The sequence below is a fragment of the Streptomyces sp. NPDC058008 genome, from assembly GCF_042886395.1.
GTDB lineage: Bacteria > Actinomycetota > Actinomycetes > Streptomycetales > Streptomycetaceae > Streptomyces.
In genome coordinates this window covers 122117-147982 of sequence record NZ_JBHVQX010000015.1, presented here as the reverse complement: position 1 = coordinate 147982, position 25866 = coordinate 122117, and the positions used below count along the sequence as shown (strand labels likewise).

General features: G+C 73.7%; 22 protein-coding genes. 11 read left to right on the top strand and 11 right to left on the bottom strand.

What is annotated here, in order from left to right; genetic code table 11:
* Nucleotides 1-200: 200 nt before the first annotated feature.
* The 10 genes from ACFVS9_RS17310 to epsC form a co-directional block, all read right to left on the bottom strand.
* Complete coding sequence (locus ACFVS9_RS17310) at nt 201-812, bottom strand: flavin reductase family protein (protein WP_383117491.1); 612 nt, start codon at nt 810-812, stop codon at nt 201-203.
* The gene (locus ACFVS9_RS17305) at nt 809-2293 is read right to left on the bottom strand and encodes a dihydroorotase family protein (protein WP_383117492.1); all 1485 of its coding nucleotides are present in this window, start codon (nt 2291-2293) and stop codon (nt 809-811) included. Before ACFVS9_RS17305 ends, ACFVS9_RS17310 begins: the two co-directional genes overlap by 4 nt.
* Nucleotides 2281-3525: an acyl-CoA dehydrogenase family protein gene (locus tag ACFVS9_RS17300; RefSeq protein ID WP_389933151.1), complete on the bottom strand. Its 1245-nt coding sequence runs from the start codon at nt 3523-3525 to the stop codon at nt 2281-2283. Before ACFVS9_RS17300 ends, ACFVS9_RS17305 begins: the two co-directional genes overlap by 13 nt.
* Nucleotides 3504-4610: a PrpF domain-containing protein gene (locus tag ACFVS9_RS17295; RefSeq protein WP_383117494.1), complete on the bottom strand. Its 1107-nt coding sequence runs from the start codon at nt 4608-4610 to the stop codon at nt 3504-3506. Before ACFVS9_RS17295 ends, ACFVS9_RS17300 begins: the two co-directional genes overlap by 22 nt.
* On the bottom strand, nt 4607-6463 hold the full coding sequence (gene asnB, locus ACFVS9_RS17290) for an asparagine synthase (glutamine-hydrolyzing) (RefSeq protein WP_389933148.1): 1857 nt from the start codon (nt 6461-6463) through the stop codon (nt 4607-4609). Before asnB ends, ACFVS9_RS17295 begins: the two co-directional genes overlap by 4 nt.
* A gap of 8 nt (nt 6464-6471) precedes the next feature.
* Nucleotides 6472-7356 (bottom strand): cupin domain-containing protein, encoded by an 885-nt coding sequence (locus ACFVS9_RS17285; protein ID WP_389933145.1) that lies wholly within the window; start codon nt 7354-7356, stop codon nt 6472-6474.
* 295 nt (nt 7357-7651) lie between these two features.
* Complete coding sequence (locus ACFVS9_RS17280; protein ID WP_389933142.1) at nt 7652-8602, bottom strand: DMT family transporter; 951 nt, start codon at nt 8600-8602, stop codon at nt 7652-7654.
* 64 nt (nt 8603-8666) lie between these two features.
* Nucleotides 8667-9191, bottom strand: coding sequence for a cupin domain-containing protein (locus tag ACFVS9_RS17275; RefSeq protein ID WP_383117498.1), 525 nt, complete (start codon nt 9189-9191; stop codon nt 8667-8669).
* A 2-nt stretch (nt 9192-9193) separates the two neighbouring features.
* Nucleotides 9194-10177, bottom strand: a complete 984-nt coding sequence (locus tag ACFVS9_RS17270; RefSeq protein WP_383117499.1) for a PLP-dependent cysteine synthase family protein — start codon at nt 10175-10177, stop codon at nt 9194-9196.
* A gap of 58 nt (nt 10178-10235) precedes the next feature.
* The gene (gene epsC / locus ACFVS9_RS17265; RefSeq protein WP_383117500.1) at nt 10236-10946 is read right to left on the bottom strand and encodes a serine O-acetyltransferase EpsC; all 711 of its coding nucleotides are present in this window, start codon (nt 10944-10946) and stop codon (nt 10236-10238) included.
* Between the two features lie 277 nt (nt 10947-11223).
* On the opposite strand from epsC, the gene ACFVS9_RS17260 reads away from it, so the two are divergent.
* The 3 genes from ACFVS9_RS17260 to ACFVS9_RS17250 all read left to right on the top strand — a co-directional run bounded on the left by ACFVS9_RS17260 (nt 11224) and on the right by ACFVS9_RS17250 (nt 13441).
* A complete protein-coding gene (locus ACFVS9_RS17260) occupies nt 11224-11463 on the top strand; it encodes a 4-oxalocrotonate tautomerase family protein (protein WP_383117501.1) in 240 nt (79 codons plus the stop codon).
* The gene (locus ACFVS9_RS17255) at nt 11460-12473 is read left to right on the top strand and encodes a hypothetical protein (RefSeq protein ID WP_389933138.1); all 1014 of its coding nucleotides are present in this window, start codon (nt 11460-11462) and stop codon (nt 12471-12473) included. Before ACFVS9_RS17260 ends, ACFVS9_RS17255 begins: the two co-directional genes overlap by 4 nt.
* A gap of 332 nt (nt 12474-12805) precedes the next feature.
* The gene (locus ACFVS9_RS17250) at nt 12806-13441 is read left to right on the top strand and encodes a hypothetical protein (protein WP_389933136.1); all 636 of its coding nucleotides are present in this window, start codon (nt 12806-12808) and stop codon (nt 13439-13441) included.
* A 168-nt stretch (nt 13442-13609) separates the two neighbouring features.
* Here the strand turns inward: ACFVS9_RS17250 and ACFVS9_RS17245 are convergent, their stop codons facing one another.
* Entirely contained in the window at nt 13610-16660 is a 3051-nt protein-coding gene (locus ACFVS9_RS17245; protein WP_389933133.1) for a BTAD domain-containing putative transcriptional regulator, read from the bottom strand.
* Nucleotides 16661-17786: 1126 nt separating this feature from the next.
* Here ACFVS9_RS17245 and ggt point away from each other — a divergent pair.
* The 8 genes from ggt (at nt 17787) to ACFVS9_RS17205 (ending at nt 25778) form a co-directional block, all read left to right on the top strand.
* Nucleotides 17787-19592, top strand: a complete 1806-nt coding sequence (gene ggt, locus ACFVS9_RS17240) for a gamma-glutamyltransferase (protein WP_383116001.1) — start codon at nt 17787-17789, stop codon at nt 19590-19592.
* A 113-nt stretch (nt 19593-19705) separates the two neighbouring features.
* A complete protein-coding gene (locus ACFVS9_RS17235; RefSeq protein ID WP_389933130.1) occupies nt 19706-20380 on the top strand; it encodes a glycoside hydrolase family 75 protein in 675 nt (224 codons plus the stop codon).
* Nucleotides 20381-20607: 227 nt separating this feature from the next.
* On the top strand, nt 20608-20988 hold the full coding sequence (locus ACFVS9_RS17230; protein ID WP_383116003.1) for a PPOX class F420-dependent oxidoreductase: 381 nt from the start codon (nt 20608-20610) through the stop codon (nt 20986-20988).
* Nucleotides 20989-21122: 134 nt separating this feature from the next.
* Nucleotides 21123-22442 carry a hypothetical protein gene (locus tag ACFVS9_RS17225; protein WP_389933127.1) on the top strand — a complete coding sequence of 440 codons (1320 nt, stop codon included), beginning with the start codon at nt 21123-21125 and terminating at the stop codon, nt 22440-22442.
* Nucleotides 22443-22917: 475 nt separating this feature from the next.
* Nucleotides 22918-23100 (top strand): hypothetical protein, encoded by a 183-nt coding sequence (locus ACFVS9_RS17220; protein WP_383116005.1) that lies wholly within the window; start codon nt 22918-22920, stop codon nt 23098-23100.
* On the top strand, nt 23097-23828 hold the full coding sequence (locus tag ACFVS9_RS17215; protein WP_383116006.1) for a hypothetical protein: 732 nt from the start codon (nt 23097-23099) through the stop codon (nt 23826-23828). The genes ACFVS9_RS17220 and ACFVS9_RS17215 overlap by 4 nt, the downstream gene beginning before the upstream one ends.
* Nucleotides 23825-24745 (top strand): DUF6895 family protein, encoded by a 921-nt coding sequence (locus ACFVS9_RS17210; protein WP_389933124.1) that lies wholly within the window; start codon nt 23825-23827, stop codon nt 24743-24745. Before ACFVS9_RS17215 ends, ACFVS9_RS17210 begins: the two co-directional genes overlap by 4 nt.
* A gap of 4 nt (nt 24746-24749) precedes the next feature.
* The gene (locus tag ACFVS9_RS17205) at nt 24750-25778 is read left to right on the top strand and encodes a serine hydrolase domain-containing protein (protein WP_389933121.1); all 1029 of its coding nucleotides are present in this window, start codon (nt 24750-24752) and stop codon (nt 25776-25778) included.
* The last annotated feature ends 88 nt before the right edge of the window (nt 25779-25866 follow it).

Sequence of the window (25866 nt, the reverse complement as noted above, 5' to 3'; positions counted from 1 at the left end):
GGACGACGGGGGGCCGCCCTGCCGACCGTGGCCGCCGTGCCCGCCGAGGAGGTCCCGTGCCGCGGGGCGGCCGCACGGGGCCCGGTGAACGCGGCGGTGGCCCGCCCGGGGCTTCCCGGTCGGGCCACCGCTCATCGCGCGCCTGCCACGCGTCCGCACCTCCCGGCGCCCCCCGGACGCCGTCGGTACCCTGCGCCCGTTCAGCGGGCCTCCGTCGGCCTCGCGTGCGCGAAGCCCCTGTGGTGCCACACCAGGCCGCCGGCCGGGCGGCCCAGGCAGTCGGCGACCGACACCCGGCCCACCAGTATGGTGTGGTCCCCCGCCTCGATCACGTCGTGCCGGGCACAGGTCAACCGCAGGGCGCTGTCGGCGAGTTGAGGAGCATGACGGGAGGTCGGGCCCGTCGCGAGGGAGACCCCGTCGAAGCGCTGTCCGGTGGGCCCCGCGAACTTCTTCGCCAGGGCCTCGTTCTCCGGCCCGAGCAGATGGACCGTGAACGCGGCCGCTCCCGTCAGCACGTCGTGGGTGCGCGAGCCCCGGTCCAGGCAGACCAGCAGGAGCGGCGGGTCCAGCGACAGCGAGGACACGGCGCTGGCGGTCAGACCCCTCGGGCTGCCCGAGTCGTCGTAGCACGTCACGACCGTGACCGGGGCGGCGAGGGAGGCCATCGCCGCACGGAACTCGTCGGCCGGTATGTCGCGGGACATGACCACGCCCGGAGCCTCGGGGTCCAGGACCGCGGACGGTGCCGCGGAGCCGTGGGTGACCGGGGACGGTGCGGCGGACACGGGGAGCAGAGTCGTGGCGCTCATCGGGAGGCCCCTTCCAGTTCGAGCTCACGCTGCGGCACGGTCGGTGAATCGGCCTCGGTGGAGGGCCCGGCGGGTCCCGGCAGCCAGCGGCCACGGGGTTCGCCCAGTGTGCCCCGGGCCAGGTCCCAGGCCACCCGGCCGCCCGTCACGGCCGTCGTGAACCGTCCGGTGAACATCCAGCCCTCGTACGCCGACCAGCCGCACAGCGACTGCACGTGCTTCGCCGACAGCTGCCAGCGCACCGCCGGGTCCAGGAGCACGAGGTCGGCGTCGGCCCCGACCGCCAGCCGGCCCTTGCCCGGCAGTCCGAACAGGTCCGCGGGCCCGGTGCCCATCAGCCGCGCCAGATGCGTGGCCGCGGTGTCCGCCTCGATCCCCCGGGCGAGCATGCCCGTCCACACGGAGACGGCGAGTTCCTGCACGCCGGGCAGACCGGGCGGAGCCTCGGCCGGCGGCCGGTTCTTCTCCTCCACCGTGTGCGGGGCGTGATCGCTGCCGACGGTGGTGGCCTCACCGCTGAGCACCGCCTGCCAGAGCCGTTCCCGGTCCCGGGGGGCACGGATCGCCGGGGACAGCCGGGTGCGCGGGCCGCGCAGGGCCGTGTCGTGGTCGGTGAAGGACAGGTGGTGGCCCGTGACCTCGAAGGTGATGGGCAGTCCCTCCGCCGCCGCGGCGGCCAGCAGCTCGGTCTCCTCCGCCGACGAGACGTGCAGCACGTGCACCTTCGTACCGTGGGTGCGTGCCAGGTGCACGACCTTGGCGACGGCGACGATCGCCCCGGAGCGCGGGCGGTGCGGCTCGTAGGCGCCGTACGTACCGGGCTCCCCGGTCCTGGAGTCCAGCAGGTCGAAGACGTGCTGGTCCTCGGCGTGCAGCACGAGGCGTACGCCGCCGCGTGCCGCGGCCGCGAAGGCCGCCTCCAGCTGGTGCGCCTCGCGGAAGACCACGGGTGCGGTGTGGTGCCCGGCCATGAAGGCCTTCGCCGAGGTCGCCACCGCCGGGTCCAGGTCGGCGAGCACCTCCGGGTGATCGGGGTCGGCCCCCATGTGGAAGCGGTGGTCCACGTAGGAACGGCCCGCGATCAGGGCGGCCTTCGCCGTCAGGGAGGCCGTGTCGAGGGACGGCGGCCGGGTGTTGGGCATGTCCATCACGGTCGTCACACCGCCGGCGAGAGCGGCCCGGCTGCCGTTCTCCCAGGTCTCCTTGTGTTCGAGACCGGGGGTACGGAAGTGCACGTGCGAGTCGATCAGGCCCGGCAGGACGTACTGCCCGCGGGCGTCCAGGCGCGGACCCGAGGGGATCGGATCGTCCGGCGCGAGGAGGGCGTCGACACGGCCGTCACGGACGACGACCGTTCCTTCGCGGACCCCCTCCGGGGTGACGAGACGGCCTCCCCGCACCACCAGGTCGGCCGGTGCGGCGGACGCGTGGCGGGAAGCCGGGGACATGCGGGACGTGGGGGCGGTGTTCAACGGTTCCACGGCAGACTCACCAATTCCTTGCAGAGGTCGTTGGTCGGTCCCATCAGGGCGACGGCACGGGCGTCACGCCCGAACCGGTTGATCGGGTGCGTCTCGACGTATCCCGCCGAGCCCAGGAACTGGGCCACGTCCGCGACCACGCGTTCGGCCGTCGCGGAGGAGGCCAGCTTGGAGTGCAGGGTGGTCATCCCCGGGTCGGCCGACGTGCGGCGGCCGGCTCGCTCCACCACCGCCCGGGCGGTCTCGACCTGGGTCGCCAGGTCCACCAGGCGGTGGCGTACCGCCTGGTGCGCGTACAGCCCCCGGCGCGCCGCGTGCTCGTGCGCCGCGTCGAGCGCCGCCTGGGCCAGGCCCACGGCGACCGCGCCGAGCGAGGCACCGCTGTTGCGGACCCGGGCGATGATGGAGGCCGCGACACCCGGGGCGCCGAGCCGCGCGCTGTCGGGCACGCGGCACTCCCGCACCGACACGAATCCCGTCGCGGAACCGCGCATCCCGGACAGCCGGAGCGAGGTGTCCGGCACCAGGCCGAGATTCGCGCCGGGTACCAGGAAGAACGTCTGCCCGGCGGCCCCGTACCCGGTGTCCTGCGAGGAGGCGCCGGAGGGGGCGGGCTCCTCCTGCGACTGCGCCAGGACGAGATAGACGTCGGCCAGCCCGGCACTGGTGGTGAAGGACTTCGCCCCGTCGAGCAGCCAGCCCCCGTCGGGGGTGCGGCGGGCCAGGGTGGAGAGCTTCTTCTTGTCGGCGCCCGCCCCGCTCTCCGACCACGCGGAGGCCGCGAGCCACCGTCCGGCGGCCAGCAGGGGCAGGACCTCGCGGTGCTGGGCGGGGGTGCCGTTCTCGACGACCCGGCTGGTGACGGCGCAGTGCTGGAAGAGCATGATCGCGGCGGACGCGTTCACGGTGGCGACCTGCTCGACGCAGGTGTTGAGCGCCACCGCGTCCGCTCCCGCGCCGCCGTGGGACTTGGGGACGGCGAGCGCGAGGAGTCCGCTGCCGCGCAGCACGGCGACGGCCTCACGGTCCGGCTCCCCGCTGCGGTCGGCCTCCTCGGCGCACGCCGCGAGGCGGCTCAGGACGCTGGGTGACGGGGTCAGGGGCGGGAGGGCGGTGGCGACGCGGCCGCTCCTGCGGTGACCGGTCGGCATGTGCGGCTCACCGGCGAAGAGATCGTGCGGCACCCGCGGTGTCGCTTCACGTACGGCGGTCAGGCTGTCAGCGGAACCCACGGTGTCTCCTCGGAAGTGTGGTCGGACGGGCTGAGTACGGCGGTGAGGGTGCCGCCGGCGGAACGGGGCCGCGGGGCGGCGGTGGCCAGGGGGCGCCGCAGCAGCCCCCGGTACTCGACCTGCTTCTCGGCGACCGACACCCATGCGAGCCTGCGCACTCCGTCGGAGCCGTGCGTCGAGTGGGCCGCGACCCGCACCGAACCGCCGGGGGTGCGCACCGGCAGCAGCGCGTCGGGGTCGCGCGCCTCGGATCCGGCCAGCGACCAGGGCACGGTGCCGGGGATCCCGGCCGCGGCGCCCAGGCAGATCGCCCCGGTCAGCGCGACCGTGGGGTGCCAGGAGGGCACGGAGACCGCCCGTACGAACAGTCCGCCTCCCTCCTGCGGCAGCAGGGCGGCGATCTTCGGGAAGGCCCCGAAGGTGTCCCAGCCCTGGGACTCGCAGACCGCGACCCGCAGCCGGGTCATCGCCCCGAACAGCCGGGTGTCGTCGGCGAACAGGGCGCCGGGGCCGGCCACTCCCAGGTCACGGGCGTCCACGAAGGCGTACGGGTTGCCCATCGACACCAGCGACACGGGCACCGACCCCCCTTCGAAGGGGACGCGGGTCACCGGGTCGCCCGTCATGAGGAGTTCGGGCATCTCCAGCGGCGGCGAGCACAGGAAGTGCGCGGTGAACCGGGTGCCGCCGTCCGAGGTCTCCTCGGTCTCGCACACCACGTTGTCGCCGTTGTTGAGCACGTTGACCCGGACCCGGCAGCCCGGCACGAGCGGCTGGATCATCCCGGTGCGGGCGGCCGCCTCGACGGCGGCCAGGATCGAGTGGCCGCACGAGCCGCGCAGGTCGAAGCTGTCGTTGCTCTGCGGGAGCGACTGCACGAACCGGTAGTCGAGGTCGAAGAGCGGGTGGCGGGACGGCCTGACGATCGCGTTCTTCAGCACGTCGCCGGCACCCTGCCCGCTCAGGTCGGCCCGGAGGCCGGTCAGCGCGTCCAGCAGTTCCGGACCGGACTCGGGGAAGGCACGGCCGTCGAGGACGACGGTGGGGCAGGGGGCGCCGTGCGCCTTGGCGAGGGAGACGTTCATCCGACGGCCCCCGCGGTCTCGGGCGTGCGCACCGCGGCCCTGGCGGACGAGCCGAAGAACTCGCTGCGCCACATCTGGTGCGACATCAGCGCCCACAGGGCCAGCGACACCTGGTCGGACGGCCGGGCCTTCTGCTCGGCGAACAGGGCGTCCACGGTGTCGTAGCGCAGCCGGCCGTCGGCGCGCAGGGCCTGCGGTGACAGGACGTCGCGGGCCATCGCCCACATCCGCTGGCCGGGGGCCAGCATCGCCGTGATCGGCAGGGTGAACGGCTGCTTGGGGCGGTTCAGGACGCTGTCCGGCAGCAGCCCGTCGGCGGCCCGGTACAGGGCGCGCTTGACACCCGTGCCGGGGATGGTGCGGTGGTGGTCGGGCAGCGTCGCCGCGTAGCGCACGATGCTCGGCTGGCAGAACGGCAGTCTGGCCTCCACCGAGCTGGCCATCGACAGGTGGTCGACCCGCCGCAGGTGGTAGGCGGGCAGCCGGTAGCGCTGCTCGATGCGGGAGATCCGCTGGAGACGGCTGCCCGTGCCGTACGCGAGCGTCTCGGTGAGACCGGCCGGCATGGCCGAGCCCTGGGCGTGGACCCGTGCCGCGTACTCGCCGGTGTAGAGGCGCTCGCGCAGGGACCGCGGCACGGCCGCCAGGTGGTCGAGGTAGGCGCCGGCCCAGTCGGAGCCCTCCGGCGCGGCGACCGCCTGCGTCATGCGGGCGTACCCGCCGAAGAGTTCGTCGGCCGCGTCGCCGGTGAGGGCCACCTTGAACCCGGCGTCGCGGACCGCCCGGAACAGCGAGAACGTGCTGAGGGTGATCGGGTCGGCGTTCGGCTGGCCCAGGTGCCGGACCACGTCGCCCATCAGGTCGGGGAAGGTGGCCGGGTCGATCTCCACCTGGTGGTGGACGGTGCCGGTGTGCCGGGAGACCTCGGCGGCGAATTCGCGTTCGTCGCCCGGCCAGTTGCCGGTGTAGGCGATGTTGAAGGTGTGCAGGGCCCCGGAGGCCCCCCGGTCCCACAGGGCGCGTGCGGCGAGCGCCGTCACCAGGCTGGAGTCGAGACCGCCGGAGGTGATGGCGGCGACCGGGGCGTCGGCGATGAGTAGCCGGGACACCTCCCGGGCCAGCAGGTCGCGCAGTTCCCCGCCCGCCTGGGTCAGGCTGCGCTCCTCCCGGACCGACGGCGCGCTCTCGTACCCCATCCGCCGGGTGGCCAGGCGCAGGCCCTCCTCGCGGGTCACGACCGCGGTGGCGGCGGGCGGCAGTACGTCGATGCCCTGGAACATGGTGCGCTGGCCGAAGGGCGTCTTGGCCGACAGGTAGGTGTGCAGGCCCAGTTCGTCCTCGTAGGGGCGTACGTCGGTGAAGCCGAGCAGGGCGGGCAGCTCCGAGGCGAAGTGGAAGCGGCCGCTGCGCTCCTCCCAGTGGTAGTAGAGCGGCTTCATGCCGGAGGCGTCGGTGGCGATCACCAGGCGCGGGGCCGCACGCAGGTCCATGACGGCGACGGAGAACATGCCGTCGAGCTGCTCGGCGAACCCGTCGCCGTAGGTGAGGTACAGCGCCGGCAGGATCGAGCCGTCGCACCGGTCCTCGAAGTGGAAGCCCTGGCGTATGAGTTCGGTGCGCAGCCGGTCGTGGTTGTAGAGCTCGCCGTTGAAGACGACGGTGATGTCACCGAGGCGGTACGGCTGGGCGCCCCCCTCGGGGTCCATGATCGACAGGCGGTTGTTGCCGAGGGCCCAGCCGGAGCCCTGGGCGAAGGACTGGTCGTCGGGACCGCCGTGGTGCTGGAGGAGTGCGACGTCGCGCATCTCCTGGGCGGTGGTTCGGGCGTGGAAGGATCCGTGGATTCGGCACATGGCTCAGGTCACCTGACGTCGGAGGGGAGACCGGCGGCGGAGTAGAGCGCCGGGTCGTACGGGCTGGGACCGCCGCAGGTCACGAAGCGCAGGGCGTCGGGACCGGTGTGCGGGTTGCGCGCGCCGTGCAGGACGCCGGGGGCGGCGTACAGGACGTCCCCGGCGGTGACGTCGATCCAGCGGTCGCGGAGGTACATCTGGCCGATGCCCTCGAAGGCGATGAACGCCTCGTCGCTGTCGGGGTGGAGGTGGACGTTGAAGGTCTGGCCGGGCTGCTGGATGCCGCAGTGCAGACACAGCTGGCTGCTGCCGTTGCCGGGCCAGAAGACGAAGTTCATCGTGGCGCGGTCGGCGTCGGGGCTGACCTGCCCCGTGCCGCCGAAGCCGCGCAGCTGGGTGGTCTCGTCCCAGAGCGTGGAGAACGGCTCGGGGTCCGTGCCGGGGCGGCGGCCGGCGGCGAGGGGCGTGCGCCAGACGTAGGCGGTCAGTGCCGCCCCGTCGGCGGTCACGGCCTCCGCGTCGGAGACGAGGCCGTCGCCGCCGGCGGTGCCGTCCTCGTCGGCGGTGAGGGTCAGCGTCTGCCCGGTGGGTGCGTACACCGCGTGCCCGCGGCCCACCTCCTGGGTGCGTGAGCCGACCGTCGCGGTGCCGTGGCCGGAGAAGACGACCACGGTGTTCTCCTCCTCGGCGCTCGCCTCGGGGCTGAAGGACTCGCCCGGCGCGACGCGCACCACGTGCAGGGTGACGTGTGTGGCGCCGGCGGCCGGGCTGACCGGGGTCGCGAGCGTGGTCCGCCGGCCGGGCAGCGGGGCGAAGCCGAAGTCGGCGGAGGCGATGATGCGGGCGTCCCCGAGCGGGGTCGCCATGAGGGATCCGGAGGTGGATGCGTGCATGATGCGGTGCGCTCCTTGGGGGTGGGGGAGGGAGCGGAGAGGGTCTGGTGCCTCCCTCTTCCTGTGACCTCAGACTGGGCCCGGGCGATCCCGCCGTACTCCCGCTCCGCTACCGCTGCGAAGGACATGACCGGGAAGGTTCCCGGACCCGCGGCCACCCCGTTCCCCCTCCCGCGCAAGGGAGTTGACGTGCGGAAACGTGAAAACGCGGAAAGCCGAGGGCCGGCGCGGACACCCTGGACGGGTGTACGTGCCGGCCCTCGGCTCGGAGTGGTGCGCGGTGTGGGGCAGCTGCCTACGGGCAGGCCTTCTCCGCCACGAGGGCGGGTGCCGCCGGTGCGGGCGGGGCGGGCTCCGTGCGCCTGGACAGGGCGCTGATACGGCCCTCCGCGAGGGCGAGCGCGGCGATGACGACGATGCCGCCCACCGGCACGTTCCAGGTCAGCGGCTCCCCGAGGGCCAGCACACCGACCGCCACCGAGAACACCGGGACGAGGTAGTTCACCCCGGAGGCCGTCGTCGGACCGGCGTCCGCGATGAGGCGGTTGAGCAGGGCGAACGCGAGACCGGTGGAGGCGGCGCCGAGCACCAGCAGGGCGAGCACCGGCTTGGCCGTGAGGTCGCCGTTCAGCGTCCAGCCGGTCATGAAGGTGGTGACCACCACGGTGATGACGGCGGCGGAGCCGAGCTGCGCGGCGGTCACCGAGAGGGCCGGCAGCTTGTGGGGGCCGATGAAGCGGCGTACGTACACGAAGCTGACGGCGTAGCTCGCCGCGGCGCCGACACAGGCGAGCTGTCCGCCGAGCGTGCCGAACCCGTCGGTGTTCCACGGCCCGACGACCACGATCAGCCCGATGAACCCGCCGGTCAGGCCGGCCACCTTGCGGGTCGTCGGCTTGTCCTCTGAGAGGGCGAGGGCCGCGACACCCATGGTGATGAGGGGGGTCGCGCCCTGGATGACCCCGGCGATGGTGGCGGTGGTGTGCTGCTCGCCGATGGCGAAGAGGGTGAACGGGATGACGTTGCCGAAGACGGACGCCACGGCGATGTGCCCCCAGAGCTTGCGGGAGGGCAGGGTCAGCCGCTTCAGGGCCAGGATCCCGAGGACGACGAGCGTGCCGACGATCAGGCGGCCCGAGGCCAGCTGGAGCGGCGCGAAGGCCTCCAGCGACATCTTGATGAAGGCGAAGCTGCAGCCCCACAGGGCGGCCAGCAGGCCGAAGCGGCCCCAGTTGGTGAGGTTCATGGCGGGTTTCTCCTCGTCGAGGGTGGAGCGGGGTGTTCGAGGGAGGTGGAGGACGTGCGAGCGGTCAGTGGTGGGCGTGCGCGTGTACGTGCGGGTGCGGGTCCGCGTGCCGGTGGTCGTGGTCCGTGTCGGGGGCCTCGACCTCGTACTGGTCGTACTTCTCCATCAGGGCGACCATCTCCTCGCGGGACGGGCGGTTGCCGTCGGCGAGGAGGGCGGCCAGGCCCTGGAAGTAGCCCTCGCGGTGCTCCGCGGGCGTGAAGATGATGAGCATCTCGACGAGCGAGTCGCTCTCGTTGCGGAAGCCGTGCACGGCGTTCTCCGGCACGTGCAGGAAGTCCCCTGCCCTGGCGGTGCGCCAGCCGGTCCCGTCGTGCAGGCGCACTTCGCCCTTCAGCACGTAGAAGGACTCGGAGATCTGGGAGTGGTAGTGCGGGTCGGCGCCGCCGGCACCCGGGAGCATCGAGTGGTGGAAGAGTCCGAAGCGGCCGTCGGTGGTCTCCGCGAGGGCTATGAAACGGGTGGTCGTGGCCACTCCGATCTCGGCCTTCACCGCGTCGGCGTACGCCCGGAACATCGCGTGGCTCATGCTCAGGCCTCCCACATGCTCAGGTAGCGCTCACCGGTGTCGGGCAGCAGCGTGACCACGAGGCCGTCGGCGTACCCGGGCCTGCGCGCGACGAGTTCGGCGGCGTGGACGGCCGCGCCGGAGGACACCCCGGCGAACAGGCCCTGGCCGCTGGCCAGCCGGCGGGCGGTGAGGAGGGCGTCCTCGTCCGACACGGTGAGCACCTCGTCGATGAGCGTGACGTCGGTGGTGTCGGCGACGAAACCGCCGTTGAGGCCCGGGATGCGGTGCTGGCCCGCGTAACCCCGCGAGAGGATCGGCGACTTCTCCGGCTCGACGGCTATCACCCGCACGTCCGGGTCCTGTTCCTTCAGGTGGCGGGCGATCCCGGTGAGGGTTCCGCCGGTGCCCACCGCGCACACGAAGGCGGAGATCCGGCGCCCGGTGGCCGCGACGGCGGCGTGGATCTCGGGGCCCGTGGTCTCGTAGTGCGCCCGGACGTTGTCCTGGTTCTCGTGCTGGCACGGGAACCACGAGTCGGGGGTGGCCGCGTGCAGCCGCTCCGCCTCCGCGATGGCCCCCGGGTAGCCGAGCGCGCTCGGCGTCTGGACGATCTCCGCGCCGAAGGCCCGCAGCAGCTTGACCCGTTCGGGGGTGGCGTTGTCCGGCAGCACGATCACACAGCGGTAGCCGCGCGAGGCCGCGAAGGCGGCCAGCGAGATACCGGTGTTGCCCGAGGTGGCCTCGATGACGGTGCCCCCCGGCGGGAGGTCACCGCGGTCCTCGGCGGCCCGCAGCATGTAGAGGGCGGCACGGTCCTTGCTGGAGGACATCGGGTTGGCGGACTCCAGCTTCGCCAGCACCCGGGCCCCGGGGGCCAGGTCCCGGAGGCGCAGCTCCAGCAGCGGGGTGGAGCCGACCAGGTCCTCGATACGGGAGGCGACCGAGGGGCGGACGGGGGCGAAGGGGGCCAGGGGGGCCTGTGCGGTGGTCGACACGGTTCTCATCTCTCGCATTCGTGAGGAGTCGGGGTGGGGGGAGGCAGGTGCACACGGGCCGGGACCGTCACCAGGAACCCGCGGAGGCGATGACGGTGAAGACGTCCTCCATCAGCTCCGGCCGGCGGCCCGGCTCCTTGATGACGGCGGTGGGTGCCAGCACCCGCGCACCACCGGGGACGTCCTTGTTGACGAGGGCCTGGGCGCCGATGACCGCGCGGTCGCCGACGGTCACCGGGCCGAGGACGGTGGAGTTGGCGCCGAGGATGACACCGCTGCCCACGACGGGGTGGCGGCGGTCGCCCTCGGGCCGCTTGTTGTCGCTCCACCAGCCGACCGCGCCCAGGGTGACCTGGTGGTACATCGTCACGTCGTCACCGACGACGGCCGTCTCACCGATGACCACCCCGGCTCCGTGGTCGATGAAGACCCGGCGGCCCAGCACGGCGCCCGGGTGGATCTCGACGGCCGTCACCCGGCGCGCCCACCGGGCGAGCAGCCGGGCCGGTATCCGCAGACCGCGGCCGTGCAGGCGGTGCGCGATCCGGTGCGCCCACAGCGCGGTGAGGGCGGGGTGCAGTACGGCCTCCTTCTTCCCCCGCACGGACGGGTCGCGTGCGACGACGACACCGAGGTCCTCCCTGAGGGCGTGCAGGAGGCGGGGAGTGGGGGAGGCGGGCGTGGCGCCGGTCCCGGCCGGGCCGCCCGTGGGGGCGGTACCGGACGTGCGGCCGGAGGCCGGGTTCGGCTCCTGTTTCGTCGGACTGAGCAGGCTCATCGTGGCTCCAGTGGCGGGGCGGGCCTCTTGACTGGAACAGAGCGTGCCCGGCCGCCTTCCCGCTGGAGTCCCCGCCCGTTCCCGCTCCGTGGGGCCCGGAGCGGCCACCGCGGAACGAAGGGGGAACGTGGCGGGAAAGAGACGGGAACGGCTGCCCCCACGCTCGCCTGAGCACCACTTCGCCGCACACCGGGTCCTCCGGAGTGCCGGCCCGCGGTGGCGGCGACCGGGCCGCACCGCGCGACGACCCACCCGGCCACTAACAGAGGAGCTCCCCGTGCCCGTTATTTCTGTCGACTGGTGGAAAGGGAACGACCGTGAAGCACGCCAGCAGCTGGTCAGCGAACTGACCGCCTCCGTGTCCCGCATCGCGGGGTGTCCCAAGGAGGCCGTCACCGTCATCGTGCGGGACGTGGACACCGGTCACTGGGGGAAGGGCGGCGTACTCGCCGACGTGCTCCAGTCCGGGGACGACGCCGTCACGCCCGCCCCGCAGGGCACGGGCGGACAGCCATGACGCCGTCCGGCGGACCCCCTGGTTCCGACCCGCGCCGCCTTCTGCTCGTCTCCCCGCCGCCCCGGCTGGTGTCGGAGGCGACGGAGGCAGGCTTCCGCGTCACCGTCACCGGCACGGAGTGCTTCGCCGACGACGACACCCTTCGCGAGCACCTCGCGGAGACCGGCCGCATCCACCGGGTGAGCAGGCTGATCGCCTGCGGCGAGGCAAGCACCCGGCCCGCCGTGCTGGAGACGGCCGAACACCTCGGCCTGTCCCCGAACCCGGCCGCCGCCGCCCCGCTCCTCGCCGACCCGTCACGGATCCGGGGCCTGCTGACCCGCAGCGGTCCCCAGTGGGAGGCGGTCGCGATGCCCGCAGGGGAGGAGGACGGGCCGCTGCCGTACGACGTCGAGTACGGCGTCGAGACACTGACGGCGGAGGGGATGCACCGGGTCACCGGCATCGTCGAGCTGCGCCGTACGGGAACGGGCGCGACCGCCGCCGGGGCCGCGGGCCCCGGCGGCGGCCCGCCGGGCCCCGGCCCCGCGGGGGCCACGCCCGGTGCTGCCGGCGCGGGGCGCGAGGGCGTCCCCGTACGCACCTTCCCCGCACCGCTCACGGGGCAGGAGGAGGCGGAGATCCGGGCCCTGGCCACCGGACTGCTCGACCTGGCCGGGTACGAGTTCGGGTACGCCTGCACCCGCGTCGCGCGCACCGACGACGGCCTCCGCATCGTCGGTTCCGTCGCCGAGCAGGCGAAGTGGCCCACCTCCCGGCTCATCGAACTGACCACGGGGCTGGTGCCCGAACGGGAACTGGTGCGTGTGCTGTCCGGGAAGCCGATGGAGGCGCCGGTGCTCGTCGGATGCGCCGCAGCCGTCCCGTTGCCCGGTCCCGGCGCCGTGCCGGAAGGGGTCGCGACGCTCGCGGGGGTCCGGGAGGTGTGCGACGGACACGTCCTCCTCACCGCCCTCACTCCTGCCGAACTCGCCACCCGTACGGCCGCCGTCCTGGACGGCCTCACCTGACCTGCCCACGGTCCTCCCGCACGTGCCGGGACCGCCTAGTGAACGGTGCTCCTGGCAGACCCGGGGCTTAGCAGTGACGTCGGTCCTCCTGACCCGGTCGTGGTCCGGAGGACCGACGTCGTCGTTCGGGGGGTGTGTGCCGCCCCGTACACCGCTGTCCGTACGTCCCGCACCCGCGTCCGAGGACGCCTGTGGTGAGGGTTTCCCGCTCCGTTCCCGTCGGGTTGCGCAGCCCGGTAGCGGATGTGGAACGGGCCGGGAGCGGGTCTCGCGAAAGTCGTTCCTGTCAGCAGGAAAGCCCAGGCAAGACCACTCCAGAAGGCGGGAATCACATGCGGAACACGGTGTTCACGATCGCGGGAATCGTCACGGCGGCCGTTCTCACGCTGGGCGCGGGAAACACGGGCACCTCGCAGGACACGACGGACCTCACCGCGCTCGCCTCCGTGGCCGCCACGCTGTCCCTGACGGACTCCGGCGAGGGCCCGAACGTCGCCCCGGCCAAGCCGACCTCCGGCGAGGGCCCGAACTTCGCCCTGGTGTCGGATGGTGAGGGCCCGAACGTCGCCCCGGCGCCGGGTGGCGAGGGCCCGAACTTCGCCCCCGCGTCGGACGGTGAGGGTCCCAACGTCGCCCTGGTGTCCGACGGCGAGGGTCCGAACTTCGCCCTGGTGTCGGATGGTGAGGGCCCGAACTTCGCCCCGGCGCCGGGCGGCGAGGGTCCCAACGTCGTCCTGGTGTCCGACGGTGAGGGCCCCAACTTCGCCCCCGCGTCGGACGGTGAAGGTCCGAACGTCGCGGTGTCCGACGGTGAGGGCCCGAACTTCGCCCCCGCGCCGGGTGGCGAGGGCCCGAACTTCGCCCCCGCGTCGGACGGCGAGGGTCCCAACGTCGCCCTGGTGTCCGACGGTGAGGGTCCCAACGTGGCCCGCGCGTCCGACGGTGAGGGCCCCAACCTCGCGGTGTGACGCCTCCGCCGGCGCGACCGCCCTCCTGCGTCCCGCTCCTCGGACAGACCGATGCCCCGCCCCCGGAAACCTCCGGGCGGCGGGGCATCGGTCTGTCCGAGGAGGACGTACGGACGCCTCGCGGATCCCTACGCGCGTCGCTGCCGCCGCCCGCCAGGTTCCCCGGGGTCAGATCTCCTGGGGGATTCCCATCGCCTCGAACGCCCTGTGCGCGGTCGCCAGATGGGCCTGGGCCGTCGCGTGCTCCCCGAGGTTCTCCAGCGCGTGGCCCATGCCGGCCAGCGCCCGTGCCTCCTCGACGCGGTAGCCCACACCCGAGGCGGCCCGGTGCGCCCGCTGGTGGAGTTCGAGAGCGAGGGCGTACCGGCCCCTGCGGGCGTGCAGACGGCCCACGATGTTGCCGACGGCGGCCTCCCGCATCGGCGCGCCGCTCAAATTGCCGAGCTGGAGCGCCGACTCCGCCCACTCGGTGGCCTGAGTGCCCTCCCCGAGCCGGTCGGCGACCTCGGCGGACAGGGCGAGCACCAGGGACATGTCAGCCGGCGACATGACGTCCACGGCCAGTTTGCGGGCCCGGCGCAGCAGGTCGGCGGCCTCGTCGGCCGCGCCCAGGCCGAGCCGGGCGACCGCCAGGTCGGAGAGTCCCTCGACCTCCTTGTCGACCGCCCCGATGCTCCGGGAGAGCGTGACGGCACGGGACGCGGCCTCGGCGGCTTCGGGGAAGCGCCCCCACTCGGTGTACAGGTTGCTGAGGTTGGTCAGGGACTCCGCCTCGGCGCGTTCCGCGCCGAGTTCCCGCTTGATCGCGATGGACCGCTCCAGGCGGGGCAGCGCCTCGTCGTACCGCCCCAGCGCGCTGAGCAGGAGGCCGAGGACGCCGGTGTCCTTGGCCTCGCCGCGCCGGTCGGCGAGGCTCACCGCCAGATCGAAGGCCTCCTCGGACATTTCTATGCCCTCCTCGAAGCGGCCCAGCTTCCAGCACGCGACGGCGAGGTTGGAGAGGCTCAGCCGCAGCAGCTCCGGATCCCCGAGCCTGCGGGAGGCGGTGACGGCGGTCCGGCACAGCTCCCTGAACTCCTCCAGCCGTCCGCGCAGGTCGAGGGGGAAGACAACGTTGGCGGCGAGCAGCCCGACGTGGCTGTCCAGCTCCCAGCGGTACGCGAGGGACACGGCTGCCAGCAGCGAGTCCTGCTCGCGCTCCAGCCAGTCCCTGGCCTGCTCGGGGGTGCTCAGCGGCGGGAGTTCGGCCGTCGTCCCGTGCTCGGGGCGCCGGATCCGCGCCCGCCCGGGGAAGAGCAGGTCGCACGCGGCGTCGGTGGCGCCCAGCGCGAAGTCCAGCAGGCGGCGCACGGCGCGCGCCGCCTCCTCGTCCCCCTCGGCCTCAGCACCGGACCCGGGCGCGGGGCGGCCGGTGCCCCGCGAGAGGTTCTGGGCGAAGTTGCGGACCAGGTCGTGGAAGGCGTACCGCCCGGTCTCGTGCTGTTGCAGCAGGTGCATGTCGAGGAGGTACTCCAGGATGTCCTCAGCGTCCCGCGCCCGCTTGTCCAGCAGGGCCCCCGCCGCGTACACGTCGATCTCCGCTCCCGGATGCTGGCCCAGCAGCCGGAACGCCTCCCGGGTCTCGGCCGACAGGCCCTCGTAGGAGAGCCGCAGGGTCACCTCCACGCTGCGCTCGCCCGAGTTGAGCTCGGCCAGCCGGTGGGCGTCGTCGCGGAGCCGGTCGACCAGGTAGCGGACGGTCCACCGGGGCCGCTTGCGCAGCCGGGCGGCGGCGATGCGCAGGGCGAGCGGGAGGTGACCGCAGAGTTCCGCGAGCTGCGCGACGGCCTCCGGCTCGGCCCGGGCTCGTGCGGCGCCCAGGACCCCCTCGACGAGGGCGATGCTGTCGTGCGGCGGCATGACACCGAGGGAGACGGTGTGTGCGGCGTCCAGGTCCACGAGCAGGGCACGGCTGGTGACCAGGACGAGGGTCTGGGTGGGAGACGCGAGGAGCGGTCTGACCTGGGACTCGTCCACGGCGTTGTCGAGCAGCAGGATCATCCGGCGGGAGCTCATCGTGCGGCGCCACAGGGCGATGCGGCCCTCCGCGTCGTCGGGGATGCGTTCACCGGGCGCGCCGAGCATGCGCAGCAGGGCCTCGGCTGCGGCCCCGGCGCTCAGGGGCTGCCCGCTCGGGGTGAACCCGCGCATGTCGATGTGGAGCTGCGCGTCGGGATAGCGCTCGGCGAGCTGATGGGCGGCACGCACCGCGAGGGAGGTCTTGCCACTGCCGCCCATGCCGTCGATGGCGACGATGAGCGGTCCGGTGGCGGGAGCGCCCTCCACGAACCCGAGCAGCTGGCCCACCTCCTCCTCGCGGCCGGTGAAGTCGCGCAGGTCGTAGGGGAGGGTGGAGGGCGAGCCCTCCGGGGTGAACGGAGCGATGACGGGCCCGGTGGGCTGCGGCGGTGCGGCCAGCTCGGGGCTGTTGCGCAGGATGGCGTGGTGCAGGTCGGTGAGGGCGTCGCCGGGGCCGATGCCGAGCTCGTCGACCAGGAACTCACGGACCTTGGAGAACTCGTCCAGTGCCTCGGCCTGCCGGCCGGACCGGAAGAGCGCCAGCATGAGTTGCCCGCGAAGCGTCTCGCGGAGCGGCTGGGCCTCGATGAACTCACGTAACTCCCCGATGAGTTCCGCGCCCTCGCCCGCGGCGAGCCGTAGGTCGAAGAGTTGTTCGACGGCCGTCAGGCGCCGTTCCTCCAGTGCGGCGGAGGCGGCGGAGAGCACCGACCCGCCGCTGCCCGAAAGGAGGGGACCCCGCCAGAGGTCGAGCGCCTCACGCAGCGCGGTGGCCGCGAACGCGCTCTGTCCGGCGGCGGTCGCCTCCCTGGCTTGTTTCAGTCCTTCCGTGAAACGGCTGAGGTCCACCTGCTCGGGTGTGGTCAGCGCCCGGTACCCCGGCCCCTCGGTGACGATCAGGTTCCGGCCGTCGGGAATACGCTGCCGCAACTCGGCGACCGCCTTGCGCACCTGGTGCGCCGCCGTGGCGGGTGCGTTCTCGTCCCAGACCGCCTCCACCAAGCGGAAGACGGGAAGCACGCGCTGGGGCTCCAACAGCAGGGTGACCAGCACCCTTTCGTGCACCGGGCCACCCACCCGGACGCGTTCCGGCCCGTCCCAGCATTCGAACGAGCCCAGAATCCGGAACCGGACTCCACTCACCCCTGTGTCCTCGCCCATGAAACGCGTCCCTCCAGCAGGCCCCTGAGCAGCTGCTGCTGCCACCCCTCGAACACCGGCGTCCCCCTGTCCCGCCGGTCCCAAAGTGTCATCACATCAGGGTCTTTTGGCGGGCGGCAAGACGGCCCGACGCGCAGTGGCCACAAACTCAGCCTCCACGCAACAGAACTGATATGCCATCAGCACATATCGGCCATCCCGGTACGGGATCCGGAACGGGCATCCAGGAAATGCTCCGGCGCTCGATTGTGACTCTATCGAGCGGCGTGTGCACCCCGACCAGGCGTGTTCGCGTGGCGGCCGTCAGATTCCCCTTCTTTCCGCGTGCCCGTTCGGACACGCCGTGCCCCTCCGTGACAGGCGGGATGAACAATGGGTGACACATGCGCCCCTCAGGCCGGTCACGCGGACCCGCGCGGACGTGGCGGGCCACGCTCCGATCGGTCACCCGGAATCGAACGGATACGGCGGAACGGGACCGTAGGGCAGCCCAATTGCGGAAGAAATGACACCCCGGGAGAGGCGTGCGGCGGGGATCGGGCAAATATTTATCGCAAACGGGCGCTGTATCTCCTGAGGCGGAGCCGGGAAGAAGCATCGGACGCGGACGTCCGGGCCGATGGAGGTCGTACCGCGGCGGGGGAGCGGCGCGGGAACGCCGCCGGAGGAGGCGGCCGGATGAGCGGTGCGCCCCGTGTTCCGTACCGTACTGTTCCGTTCCCTGCCGTTCCGTCGCCCGCCGTTCCGTTCCCTGCCGTTCCGTTCTGAACGGCCTCGCTCGCACGCCGAAGGAGACCGGACAGGCGTCCGGGACCTTGTCGCCCGGGCCGACGAGCGGCCCGGCGCCCGCACCGGACAACGCGACGGCACCCGGGTCTTCGTACGATCCCGGCCGACCCGAACCACGCCTGCCGGAGCTGGACTTCGGGCCTCGGAGGAGTGTGCGGGCGGTCCTGTCGGGCAAGGGCCCGACGCACGCCGCCTGCGGGCCGGGGCCGGCGGCGCGCCGGCCGTCATACGGGAGCGGGCACATCGGCGGTCCGATCGGACGCGCGGCCGAGGCGGTCCTGACGGTACGGGCGGTGCGGCGCTACCCTGCGCGGACGATCCTTCACAGGAGGTACGGATGCGTCGTTCCGTCGGCCGGAATGTGTCGTTCCTAAGTGTGATCGCCGTCATCGGCTCGCTCGGTGCAGCGGCCCCCGCGGCCTCGGCACCACCCGTGCCACCTCCCAAGTCCCCGGTCGCGGTGGGATACGGCGGAGCCGTGTCCAGCGTCGACGCGGACGCCTCGGCGGCCGGGATCGAGATCCTGCGCAAGGGAGGCAACGCCGTCGACGCGGCCGTCGCCACCGCCGCCGCGCTGGGTGTCACCGAGCCCTACTCGGCGGGCATCGGCGGCGGCGGATACTTCGTCCACTACGACGCCAGGACGCGCACCGTCCAGACCATCGACGGCCGGGAGACCGCACCCCGGAGCGCGGACTCCTCGCTCTTCCTGGAGAACGGACAGCCGATCCCCTTCAACGACGCCGTCACCAGCGGGCTGGGGGTCGGCACCCCCGGCACCCCCGCCACCTGGGAGAAGGCCCTGGAGGCGTGGGGCAGCAAGCCGCTCGGGCGGCTGCTCGAACCGGCCGAGCGGCTGGCCCGGGACGGATTCGTCGTGGACGAGACGTTCCGGTCGCAGACCGCGGCCAACGAGGCGCGGTTCGCCGACTTCCCCGCGACCGCCGCTCTCTTCCTCCCCGGCGGGAAGCCGCCGGCGACCGGATCCGTCTTCAGGAACCCCGACCTCGCCCGCACCTACCGCACGCTCGGCCGTGAGGGCGTCGGCGCGCTGTACCGGGGCGAGCTGGCACGGGACATCGTGTCGACGGTCCGCAAGCCGCCCGTGGACCCGGCGGCGACGCGGGTGGTGCGCCCCGGGGATCTGACGACCGCCGACCTGAAGGCATACCGCGCACTGCGCCAGGCCCCGACGAGGACCGCCTACCGGGGACTCGACGTGTACGGCATCGCGCCCTCCTCGTCGGGCGGTACGAGCGTGGCCGAAGCCCTCAACATCCTTGAGTCGACGGACCTTTCCAGGGCGAGCGAGACGCAGTACCTGCACCGCCTCATCGAGGCGAGCCGGATCGCGTTCGCCGACCGGGGCCGATGGGTCGGCGACCCCGCGTTCGAGGACGTGCCGACGCGCGGCCTGCTCAGCCAGCGGTTCGCGGACTCGCGCGAGTGCCTCATCAAGGACGACGCGGTGCTCACCAGCCCGCTGGCCCCGGGTGACCCGCGCGACCCCGTCCGCTGCGCCACCGGAGGTGAGGCCGCCCCGACGACGTACGAGGGAGAGAACACGACGCACCTGACCACCGCCGACAAGTGGGGCAACGTCGTCGCGTACACCTTGACGATCGAGTCGACGGGCGGCAGCGGCATCACGGTGCCGGGGCGGGGATTCCTGCTCAACAACGAGCTCACCGACTTCTCGTTCGCCCCGGCCGACCCGGCGGTCCACGACCCGAACCTGCCCGGTCCCGCCAAGCGTCCGCGGTCGTCGATCTCTCCGACCATCGTGCTGGAGCACGGACAGCCCGTCCTGGCCCTGGGGTCGCCGGGTGGCGCCACCATCATCACGACCGTGCTGCAATCCCTGACGGGACACCTGGACCGGGGGCTGCCGCTGGTGGACGCGATCGCCGCACCGCGCGCCAGCCAGCGCAACTCGGCCACGACCGAGATCGAGCCGGGGCTGTGGGACAGTCCGGTGCGCGGGAAACTGGAGGCGCTCGGGCACGTGTTCAAGGCGAACCCGGAGATCGGGGCGGCCACGGGCATCCAGCGCCTCCCCGGAGGGCGCTGGCTCGCCGCAGCCGAAAAGGTGCGGCGCGGTGGCGGCTCGGCCATGGTGGTATCGCCGAGCGGCCGTTCGTGACCGACCGGTACCAGGAGCGGCCCCGAGGCCTTGACGCGGCCGACCGCCGGCCGCGCCCGGCAAGGAAGCGCCCGTCAGGGCTCTTCGTGTCCAGCGAAAGGACCCTCACGACGGTGCGCACACGCATGCTCGTCCTGTCCGCACTCTCCGGTACCGCGCTGCTCGCCGCGGTCCTGCCCGCCCGGGCGGCCGAAGGCCCGCCGACCCCGGTGGGGGCGGCCGAACTGCTGGCGAAGGTCAAGAAGTGCGACCGGATCTCCCACGGCATGTTCCGCACCGACCAGGGCTCGGCGGCCACCGTCCCGGTCTGCGGGACCGACGGGGCGGTGTTCTGGAAGGCCGACATGGACATCGACTGCGACGGCCGGGTCACGTCCGTCTGCAACACCAGGACCGACCCCTCCTTCCAGCCGCAGACCGCGTTCCAGGCCTCGGACGGCAAGCCGCTGAACTCCGCCAAGGTGCCCTACGTCGTCGTCCCCGGCCCCGGCCGGCTCTGGAACTACGCCGCGTCGGGGATCAAGGGAGGCGGTGTGGCCGCCGTCGTCCACGGCGGCAAGGTCCGCTACGCCGTCGTCGGGGACACCGGGCCCTCCGGAATCATCGGGGAGGGGTCGTACGCCCTGGCCCGGTCGCTCGGTATCGACCCCGACCCCAGGACCGGCGGCACGGATTCCGGCGTGACGTACATCCTCTTCAAGGGCTCCAGGGTCTCCCCCGTCGAGAGTCCGGCCGCCGCCGTCAGCGCCGGCGAGGCGCTGGCCCGGAAGTTCGCCGGGAGAGCCTGAGGGCACGGCGGCCGGAGCACCCCTGACGGAGTGTGCCCCGCCCCCGGCGACGGCCACCGGGCCGCCGCGGGACAGGCCGCTGCCGCTGCCGCGGCCGTCCCGTCCCGCACCGTTCAACGTCCCGCACCGTCCCGGGCCGCACAGGCGCACCCGTGCCCGGCGCACGCCGGTGGCCGTGCGACCGGGGGAGCCGCCGTGCGCGCGGTGGGCCGAGTAGGGTCGCAGCCGTGACTCTCCAGGACTTCGCCCGCAGCGAGTACGTCAGCCTGACCACGTACCGGAAGGACGGCACGCCCGTGGCCACGCCCGTCTGGGCGGCGGTGGACGGCGACACCCTCTACGTCTGGACCCGTTCCGACTCGTGGAAGGTCAGGCGCCTGCGCAACGACCCCCGGGTCCTCGTCACCGTCTGCGACGTCCGTGGCCGCGTGGCCGACGGGGCGCCGAGCGCCGAGGGGACGGCCCGGCTGTTCGACGGCGCCGGGATGACGGCCGTACGCAAGGTACTGGCGCGCAAGTACACCTGGAAGTTCTGGCTGGTGGAGTGGCCCGCCATGGTCGTACGGCTCGGCAAGCGGCCCCACACGGGGATCGCGATCACGTTCTGAGGGGGCGCGCGGCGGGCTCTCCGCGCTCCGGACGCACCACGCCGGAAAAGCGCGCGTAGTCCTCCCGTAACACGCCTGCGGTCGAATGCCCGCGGACTGGAGTGTTCCAGCCCGGGCGACCGGTGAGGGCGACGATGACAGTGCATCAGAATGCGGTGGAAGTAAGGACGTTCGCACAGTACCTACGAGACCTGGCTGCGCAGCTCGATCCCGGGCGGGGCTGGTACGGAGTCTTCAGCGCCCGGGACCCCGAAGGCATGCGGGCCTGCTTCGACGGTGACGAGGTGCCGCCCTGGGACGTGGTCGAGTCCTTGCTCCAGGACCTCGCGGTGGTGCGCGGCACCGAGCACGCCGCGCGGGAGTCCGTCCGGGCCGCCGCACTGTGCGCCGCGTCCGCCGCCGCCTACGACAGGCGCCCCGGCGGGCGGCAGGCGCTGGCCGACCGGCTGGGCGTGATGTTCACGGAACAGGCGTACGCGGCGCGGCGGATGCGGGCGGACGGCGCGGACGGGGGTCCGGACGCCCTGGCCTGGGCGAGGGACGACCACACCCGTGCCACGGCGCGCTGCGCGGAGATCCGCGACCGGCTCGCGGCGGTCGAACGGACGGTGCCCGAGGACTGGTTCCGGGACGAGGACGCCGCCGGCCCGCCCTACGGCGGTCCCCGGCCTCCGGTCCCCGGCCCGCGCCGCTCGGAGGAGGCCGGTCCGGGCGGCCCGCGCCCCGACGTGAAGCGCGCTTCCGCGCCCCGGCGCGGGAAGCCGCGCGGCGCGCGTTTCGCGGGCCTGGACATGGAGGACGAGGCGGCGGCCCCGGTCCTGCCCGGCCGGGCCGCACCCGCACCGGCCTCGGCCCCGCGCGGGGCCCGCTTCAGCGGCGCTCCGGCCGAGGAGAGCGCGGCCCCGCCCCCGGAACCCGACCCGGCCGCCCGGCGGGCCGCCGAGGACGCCGTCGCACTGCTCGTACGGCTGCGCGCGCAGGGGCGCAGCGGCGAGGCGCACGCCGTGCTCTGCGAGGCGGCCGCGTGGCCCGTGGAGCGCCTTCCGGCCCTCGCCGTCGCCCTGCACGGCGCGGGCCTGGACGCCGACTGGGCCACCCTCCTGTGGGAGGTGTCCTCCCTGCCGCCCGCCGAACTCGCCGCCGCGGCGGGCGCGCTGGCCGCCGCGGGCCACGCCGACGACTGCGGGCAGCTGCTGCGGCAAGGGGTCGCACGGCCCGCCGGTGAGATCGCCGACGCCGTGGTCGCCCTCGACCGGGCCGGTCTGGAACCGGAGGCCAGGGCGCTGCTGGGCGCGTTCGTCCGCGTACGTACCCCGCAGGACGCGGCGCGCATGGCCGAGGGAGGGCCGCGCCACCTCGTGCCCCGGCTGCTCGCCGCGGCGCGCGAGGTCTCCGCGACCCGCGAGTGGGACCTGGTCCACGCGCTGCGGGTGGCGGGCATCGCGGCGCCGTAGCGCCGTTCACCGGGCGCCCGGCGAGCAGTCGCCGCCCAGGGCACGGAGGCGGGCCCTCGGCGCCACCCGGGCGGCGGCCGGTCCTCCGCGCCGTCACCGGGCCGGGGGCGGCAAAGAGCGCCCGCGCGCGGCCCGGCGAGGTGGTGGCCGCCCTCGGGGGCCCCTCCTCGCCGAGGCGGCCGGCGGCCTTCGCCACCACCCGGCGGGCCGCCGGATCCGCGGCCCTGAGCCGCCCGGACCGGTCCGGGCACCTGCGGCGCGTGGACCAGGTCCCACTCGCGGGTCCCGGAGGTCCGATCGACGCCGGAACCGTCCCGGTTTCCCGCAGCGCTCCCCACTGCCCTCCGGGCGTGTGGCCCATACATGTCCCCAGCCCTCATGGACTTGGTGAGATAAATCCCCTTCAACCCTTTATCGTCGGCTAAGGCATCACCACATACGTGGTATATGTCCCCCCAGTGATGTGGAGGCACCCATGCTTACCCAGGAGTTCACCCTCACTGCCACACCGGCCCAGACGACCACGCTGAGCGCCCTGATGGCGGAGCCCGAGGCAACCGTCAGCGACGCCCCGCTCTACACCCCCGAGGCGGCGGGCCTGCTGCTCGCGCTTCTGCTCCTGTCTCCGAAGGAGCCGAAGGAGCCCCGGGGCAAGTGAGTTCCCACTCCGCATTCGCCGAGGCGGCCGACGCCCTGGCAGGCAGTGTCCTCGGTGCCCTCAGTGGCACCGGGGACGCTGTGCAGCTGGCGCGGTACGCCGACGACGCTCCGGACACCCTGGGGGCCCTCGCGGCCGTCCGTGTGCTCGGGGCCGACCTCTTCAGCCCCCACCTCCTGAGGGGCCACCCCCTCCCGGCGCAGGACGCGGCCGTCGTGGCCAAGGCGTTCGACGCCTTTCCCCCTTCCGGGACGGCGGAGGAGGCGGCGGTCGCCCGGCGCGACCACGCCACCGCGGTCCTGCTCGCCCGGCTCTCCGGGGACGACACCCTGCGAGCCGTCGCACCCGTACCGCCGGACGACGCCGGTCTCACCCGTACCGCCGACTGGAGCGCGTGGTGCGTCCGGATGGCCCAGCTCGCCCCGCTCGCCACGCTCGGCCTCGACGGCCCGGTCCACCAGGCCGCCCGCGAGGGGGTCCTGCCGCTGAGCCGCGGGGTGAGCCGCTCGATCCTGCGCCGGGACTTCCCCACCGCCACGCGCCTCGTCCGCTGGCTCGCCTGGCTGCACCACGAAGGTGCCGAACTGCCCCTGGATCCGGGCCTCGTGGCCGAGCACGTGTGGCTGGTGGGCGGCGCGGGACCGCGCACGGCCCTGGACCTGGCCATCGCCCGCCACTTCCTGCGACCGCGGACCGGTACGGCACCCGAGGAGACGGCACGCCCATGACGACGATCCCCGAACCGGTCACCCGGGCGGCCCGCGGCATGGCGGACCGCGCGCTGTCGTGGCTGCACGCGAACCGTGCCCTCGGCGGCCTGCCGCCCGGCACGATCGAGACGATGGCCGACCCCGACAGTGTGTACAAGCCCCTGGGCGAAACCACCCTGGCGGCCTCCCTGATCCTGCGCGACGGCGCCGCCGGACCCGGTCACCTGGCCGCCGCCCAGAGCCTGATGGACTTCACCTGGGAGCAGTTCAGGGGCGGCGACATGATCTACGAACGCCAGCTCCGCCACACGCTGATGACGGACCCGCTGGAGATGTACGCCCCCTTCGTCCGCTGCGGCTACCGGCACGAGGCGCTCGACCGCCTCTTCGCCCACCGCTCCCGCATGCGGTCCGTGAACAGCGTCGAGGTCCTCCCGAACCGGCGGCTCGCCGTCGCCAACGCCGCCCGCGTGGTCGGCCTGGAACACGCCGAGGACATGAAGGCGCTGGCCGGGGCCACCTGGCTCGGTGCGCGGCCCGAACCGTGGGCCATCAACTGGATCACGGCCTACGCGATGACCCACACCGTCTTCCACCTCACCGACTGGGGCGGCGATCCGCACGGACTGCCCCCCGAACTCGCCGACTACGTCCGCACCTGGCTCCCCGTGTGGATCGACGTCTGGCGCGAGGTGGGGCAGTGGGACCTCGTCACGGAGCTCCTCATCGTGGGTGCCTCCCTTCCGGACCCGTACTGCCCGCCGGAGGACTGGGAGGCCGTCGCCGCGCTCCAGCACGACGACGGACTCGTGCCCCGCGACAGCGAGCCGGTCGCCGACGATCCGCAGCAGCGGTTCACCGACCACCAGCACACGGTCGTCGTCGCGGCCGTCGCCGGTTCCGTCGCGCTCGCCCGGGCGGCGGGGCGCTGGTGAGGGCGTGACGCGGCCGCCGCTGACCGACTCCCTCCGGCCCCTCCTGGCGGCCGCCCCGGGGCCGGCGGCGGCGGTCGCGGCGGTGCGGGGCGCCGAGCGCGTCGTGCTCCGCCGCGGCCCGGTGGGGGAGGGCACCCGGTTCGAGACGGGCTCCCTGACGAAGACCTTCACCGCGCTGCTGCTCGCCGAGATGGCGGCCGGCGGCGAGGTGCGCTACGGGGACCCCGTCGACCGCTACCTCCCCTTCCGCCTCCCCGGGCCGCCGCTCACCCTCCTCCACCTGGCCACCCACACCTCCGGCCTGCCCCGCCTCCCCCCGGGACTGCTCACCCGGGCGCTCCGCAGCGGATGGCTCAGCAACCCGTACGCCGGATTCTCCGAGGACGACCTGCTCGCCGCGCTGCGCCGCACCCGGCCGCGGCACCCGCCCGGCACCAGGGTCCTGTACTCCAACTTCGGCGGGGCCCTGCTGGGACACGTCCTCAGCCGGGCGGCGGCCGGCACCGGCAGCCACTACCCCGCCCTGCTGGCCGCGCGCGTCACCCGCCCCCTCGGGCTGACCGACACGGACTGCGACCCCAACCGGCCGCAGGCGACGGGACATTGGCACGGACGGCCCCGCCCCGCCCTGCTGATGCCCGGGCTGACCGGAGCGGGAGCCGTGCGGTCCAGCGCCCGCGACCTGCTGCGCGTCCTGGGCGCCCTCCTCGACCCGGACACCGCACCGGGCCCCGTGCTGCGGACCGCGCTGGCCGAGGTACAGCGGCCCCGGCTGCGGGTCCCGAGGACGGGATCCCGGCTGTGCCTCATCTGGAACCTGCGCCCCCGGCCGGGCGGCGCGCTGCTCCACCACTCCGGCGGAACCCGGGGTTTCACCGCCTTCGCGGGCTTCCTCCCCGGTGCCGACACCGGTCTCGTGGCGCTGACGAACGTGGCCCCCACCCCGCTCGCACCCTTCGTCCAGTCCGCCTACGGGGCCTTGCGGGGACTGGACGACAGGCCCTCCGGGAAGGAGTGGACCGCTCGGGTGTGAAACATGATCGACTCCGCCGGTTCACGGCGATGGTCTTGCCCCGCTGTGTGGCGGGGCTTACGTTCTCCTCCTACGCCCCGTATCTACG

Excerpts from the sequence above, each read along its gene's own strand:
- asnB (WP_389933148.1), bottom strand. The coding sequence starts at position 6,463 with ATGTGCCGAATCCACGGATCCTTCCACGCCCGAACCACCGCCCAGGAG.
- ACFVS9_RS17310 (WP_383117491.1), bottom strand. The coding sequence starts at position 812 with ATGAGCGCCACGACTCTGCTCCCCGTGTCCGCCGCACCGTCCCCGGTC.
- ACFVS9_RS17250 (WP_389933136.1), top strand. The coding sequence starts at position 12,806 with ATGCGGAACACGGTGTTCACGATCGCGGGAATCGTCACGGCGGCCGTT.
- ggt (WP_383116001.1), top strand. The coding sequence starts at position 17,787 with ATGCGTCGTTCCGTCGGCCGGAATGTGTCGTTCCTAAGTGTGATCGCC.
- epsC (WP_383117500.1), bottom strand. The coding sequence starts at position 10,946 with ATGAGCCTGCTCAGTCCGACGAAACAGGAGCCGAACCCGGCCTCCGGC.
- ACFVS9_RS17295 (WP_383117494.1), bottom strand. The coding sequence starts at position 4,610 with ATGAACGTCTCCCTCGCCAAGGCGCACGGCGCCCCCTGCCCCACCGTC.
- ACFVS9_RS17275 (WP_383117498.1), bottom strand. The coding sequence starts at position 9,191 with ATGAGCCACGCGATGTTCCGGGCGTACGCCGACGCGGTGAAGGCCGAG.
- ACFVS9_RS17220 (WP_383116005.1), top strand. The coding sequence starts at position 22,918 with ATGCTTACCCAGGAGTTCACCCTCACTGCCACACCGGCCCAGACGACC.
- ACFVS9_RS17225 (WP_389933127.1), top strand. The coding sequence starts at position 21,123 with ATGACAGTGCATCAGAATGCGGTGGAAGTAAGGACGTTCGCACAGTAC.
- ACFVS9_RS17245 (WP_389933133.1), bottom strand. The coding sequence starts at position 16,660 with ATGGGCGAGGACACAGGGGTGAGTGGAGTCCGGTTCCGGATTCTGGGC.
- ACFVS9_RS17255 (WP_389933138.1), top strand. The coding sequence starts at position 11,460 with ATGACGCCGTCCGGCGGACCCCCTGGTTCCGACCCGCGCCGCCTTCTG.
- ACFVS9_RS17280 (WP_389933142.1), bottom strand. The coding sequence starts at position 8,602 with ATGAACCTCACCAACTGGGGCCGCTTCGGCCTGCTGGCCGCCCTGTGG.
- ACFVS9_RS17270 (WP_383117499.1), bottom strand. The coding sequence starts at position 10,177 with ATGAGAACCGTGTCGACCACCGCACAGGCCCCCCTGGCCCCCTTCGCC.
- ACFVS9_RS17285 (WP_389933145.1), bottom strand. The coding sequence starts at position 7,356 with ATGCACGCATCCACCTCCGGATCCCTCATGGCGACCCCGCTCGGGGAC.
- ACFVS9_RS17210 (WP_389933124.1), top strand. The coding sequence starts at position 23,825 with ATGACGACGATCCCCGAACCGGTCACCCGGGCGGCCCGCGGCATGGCG.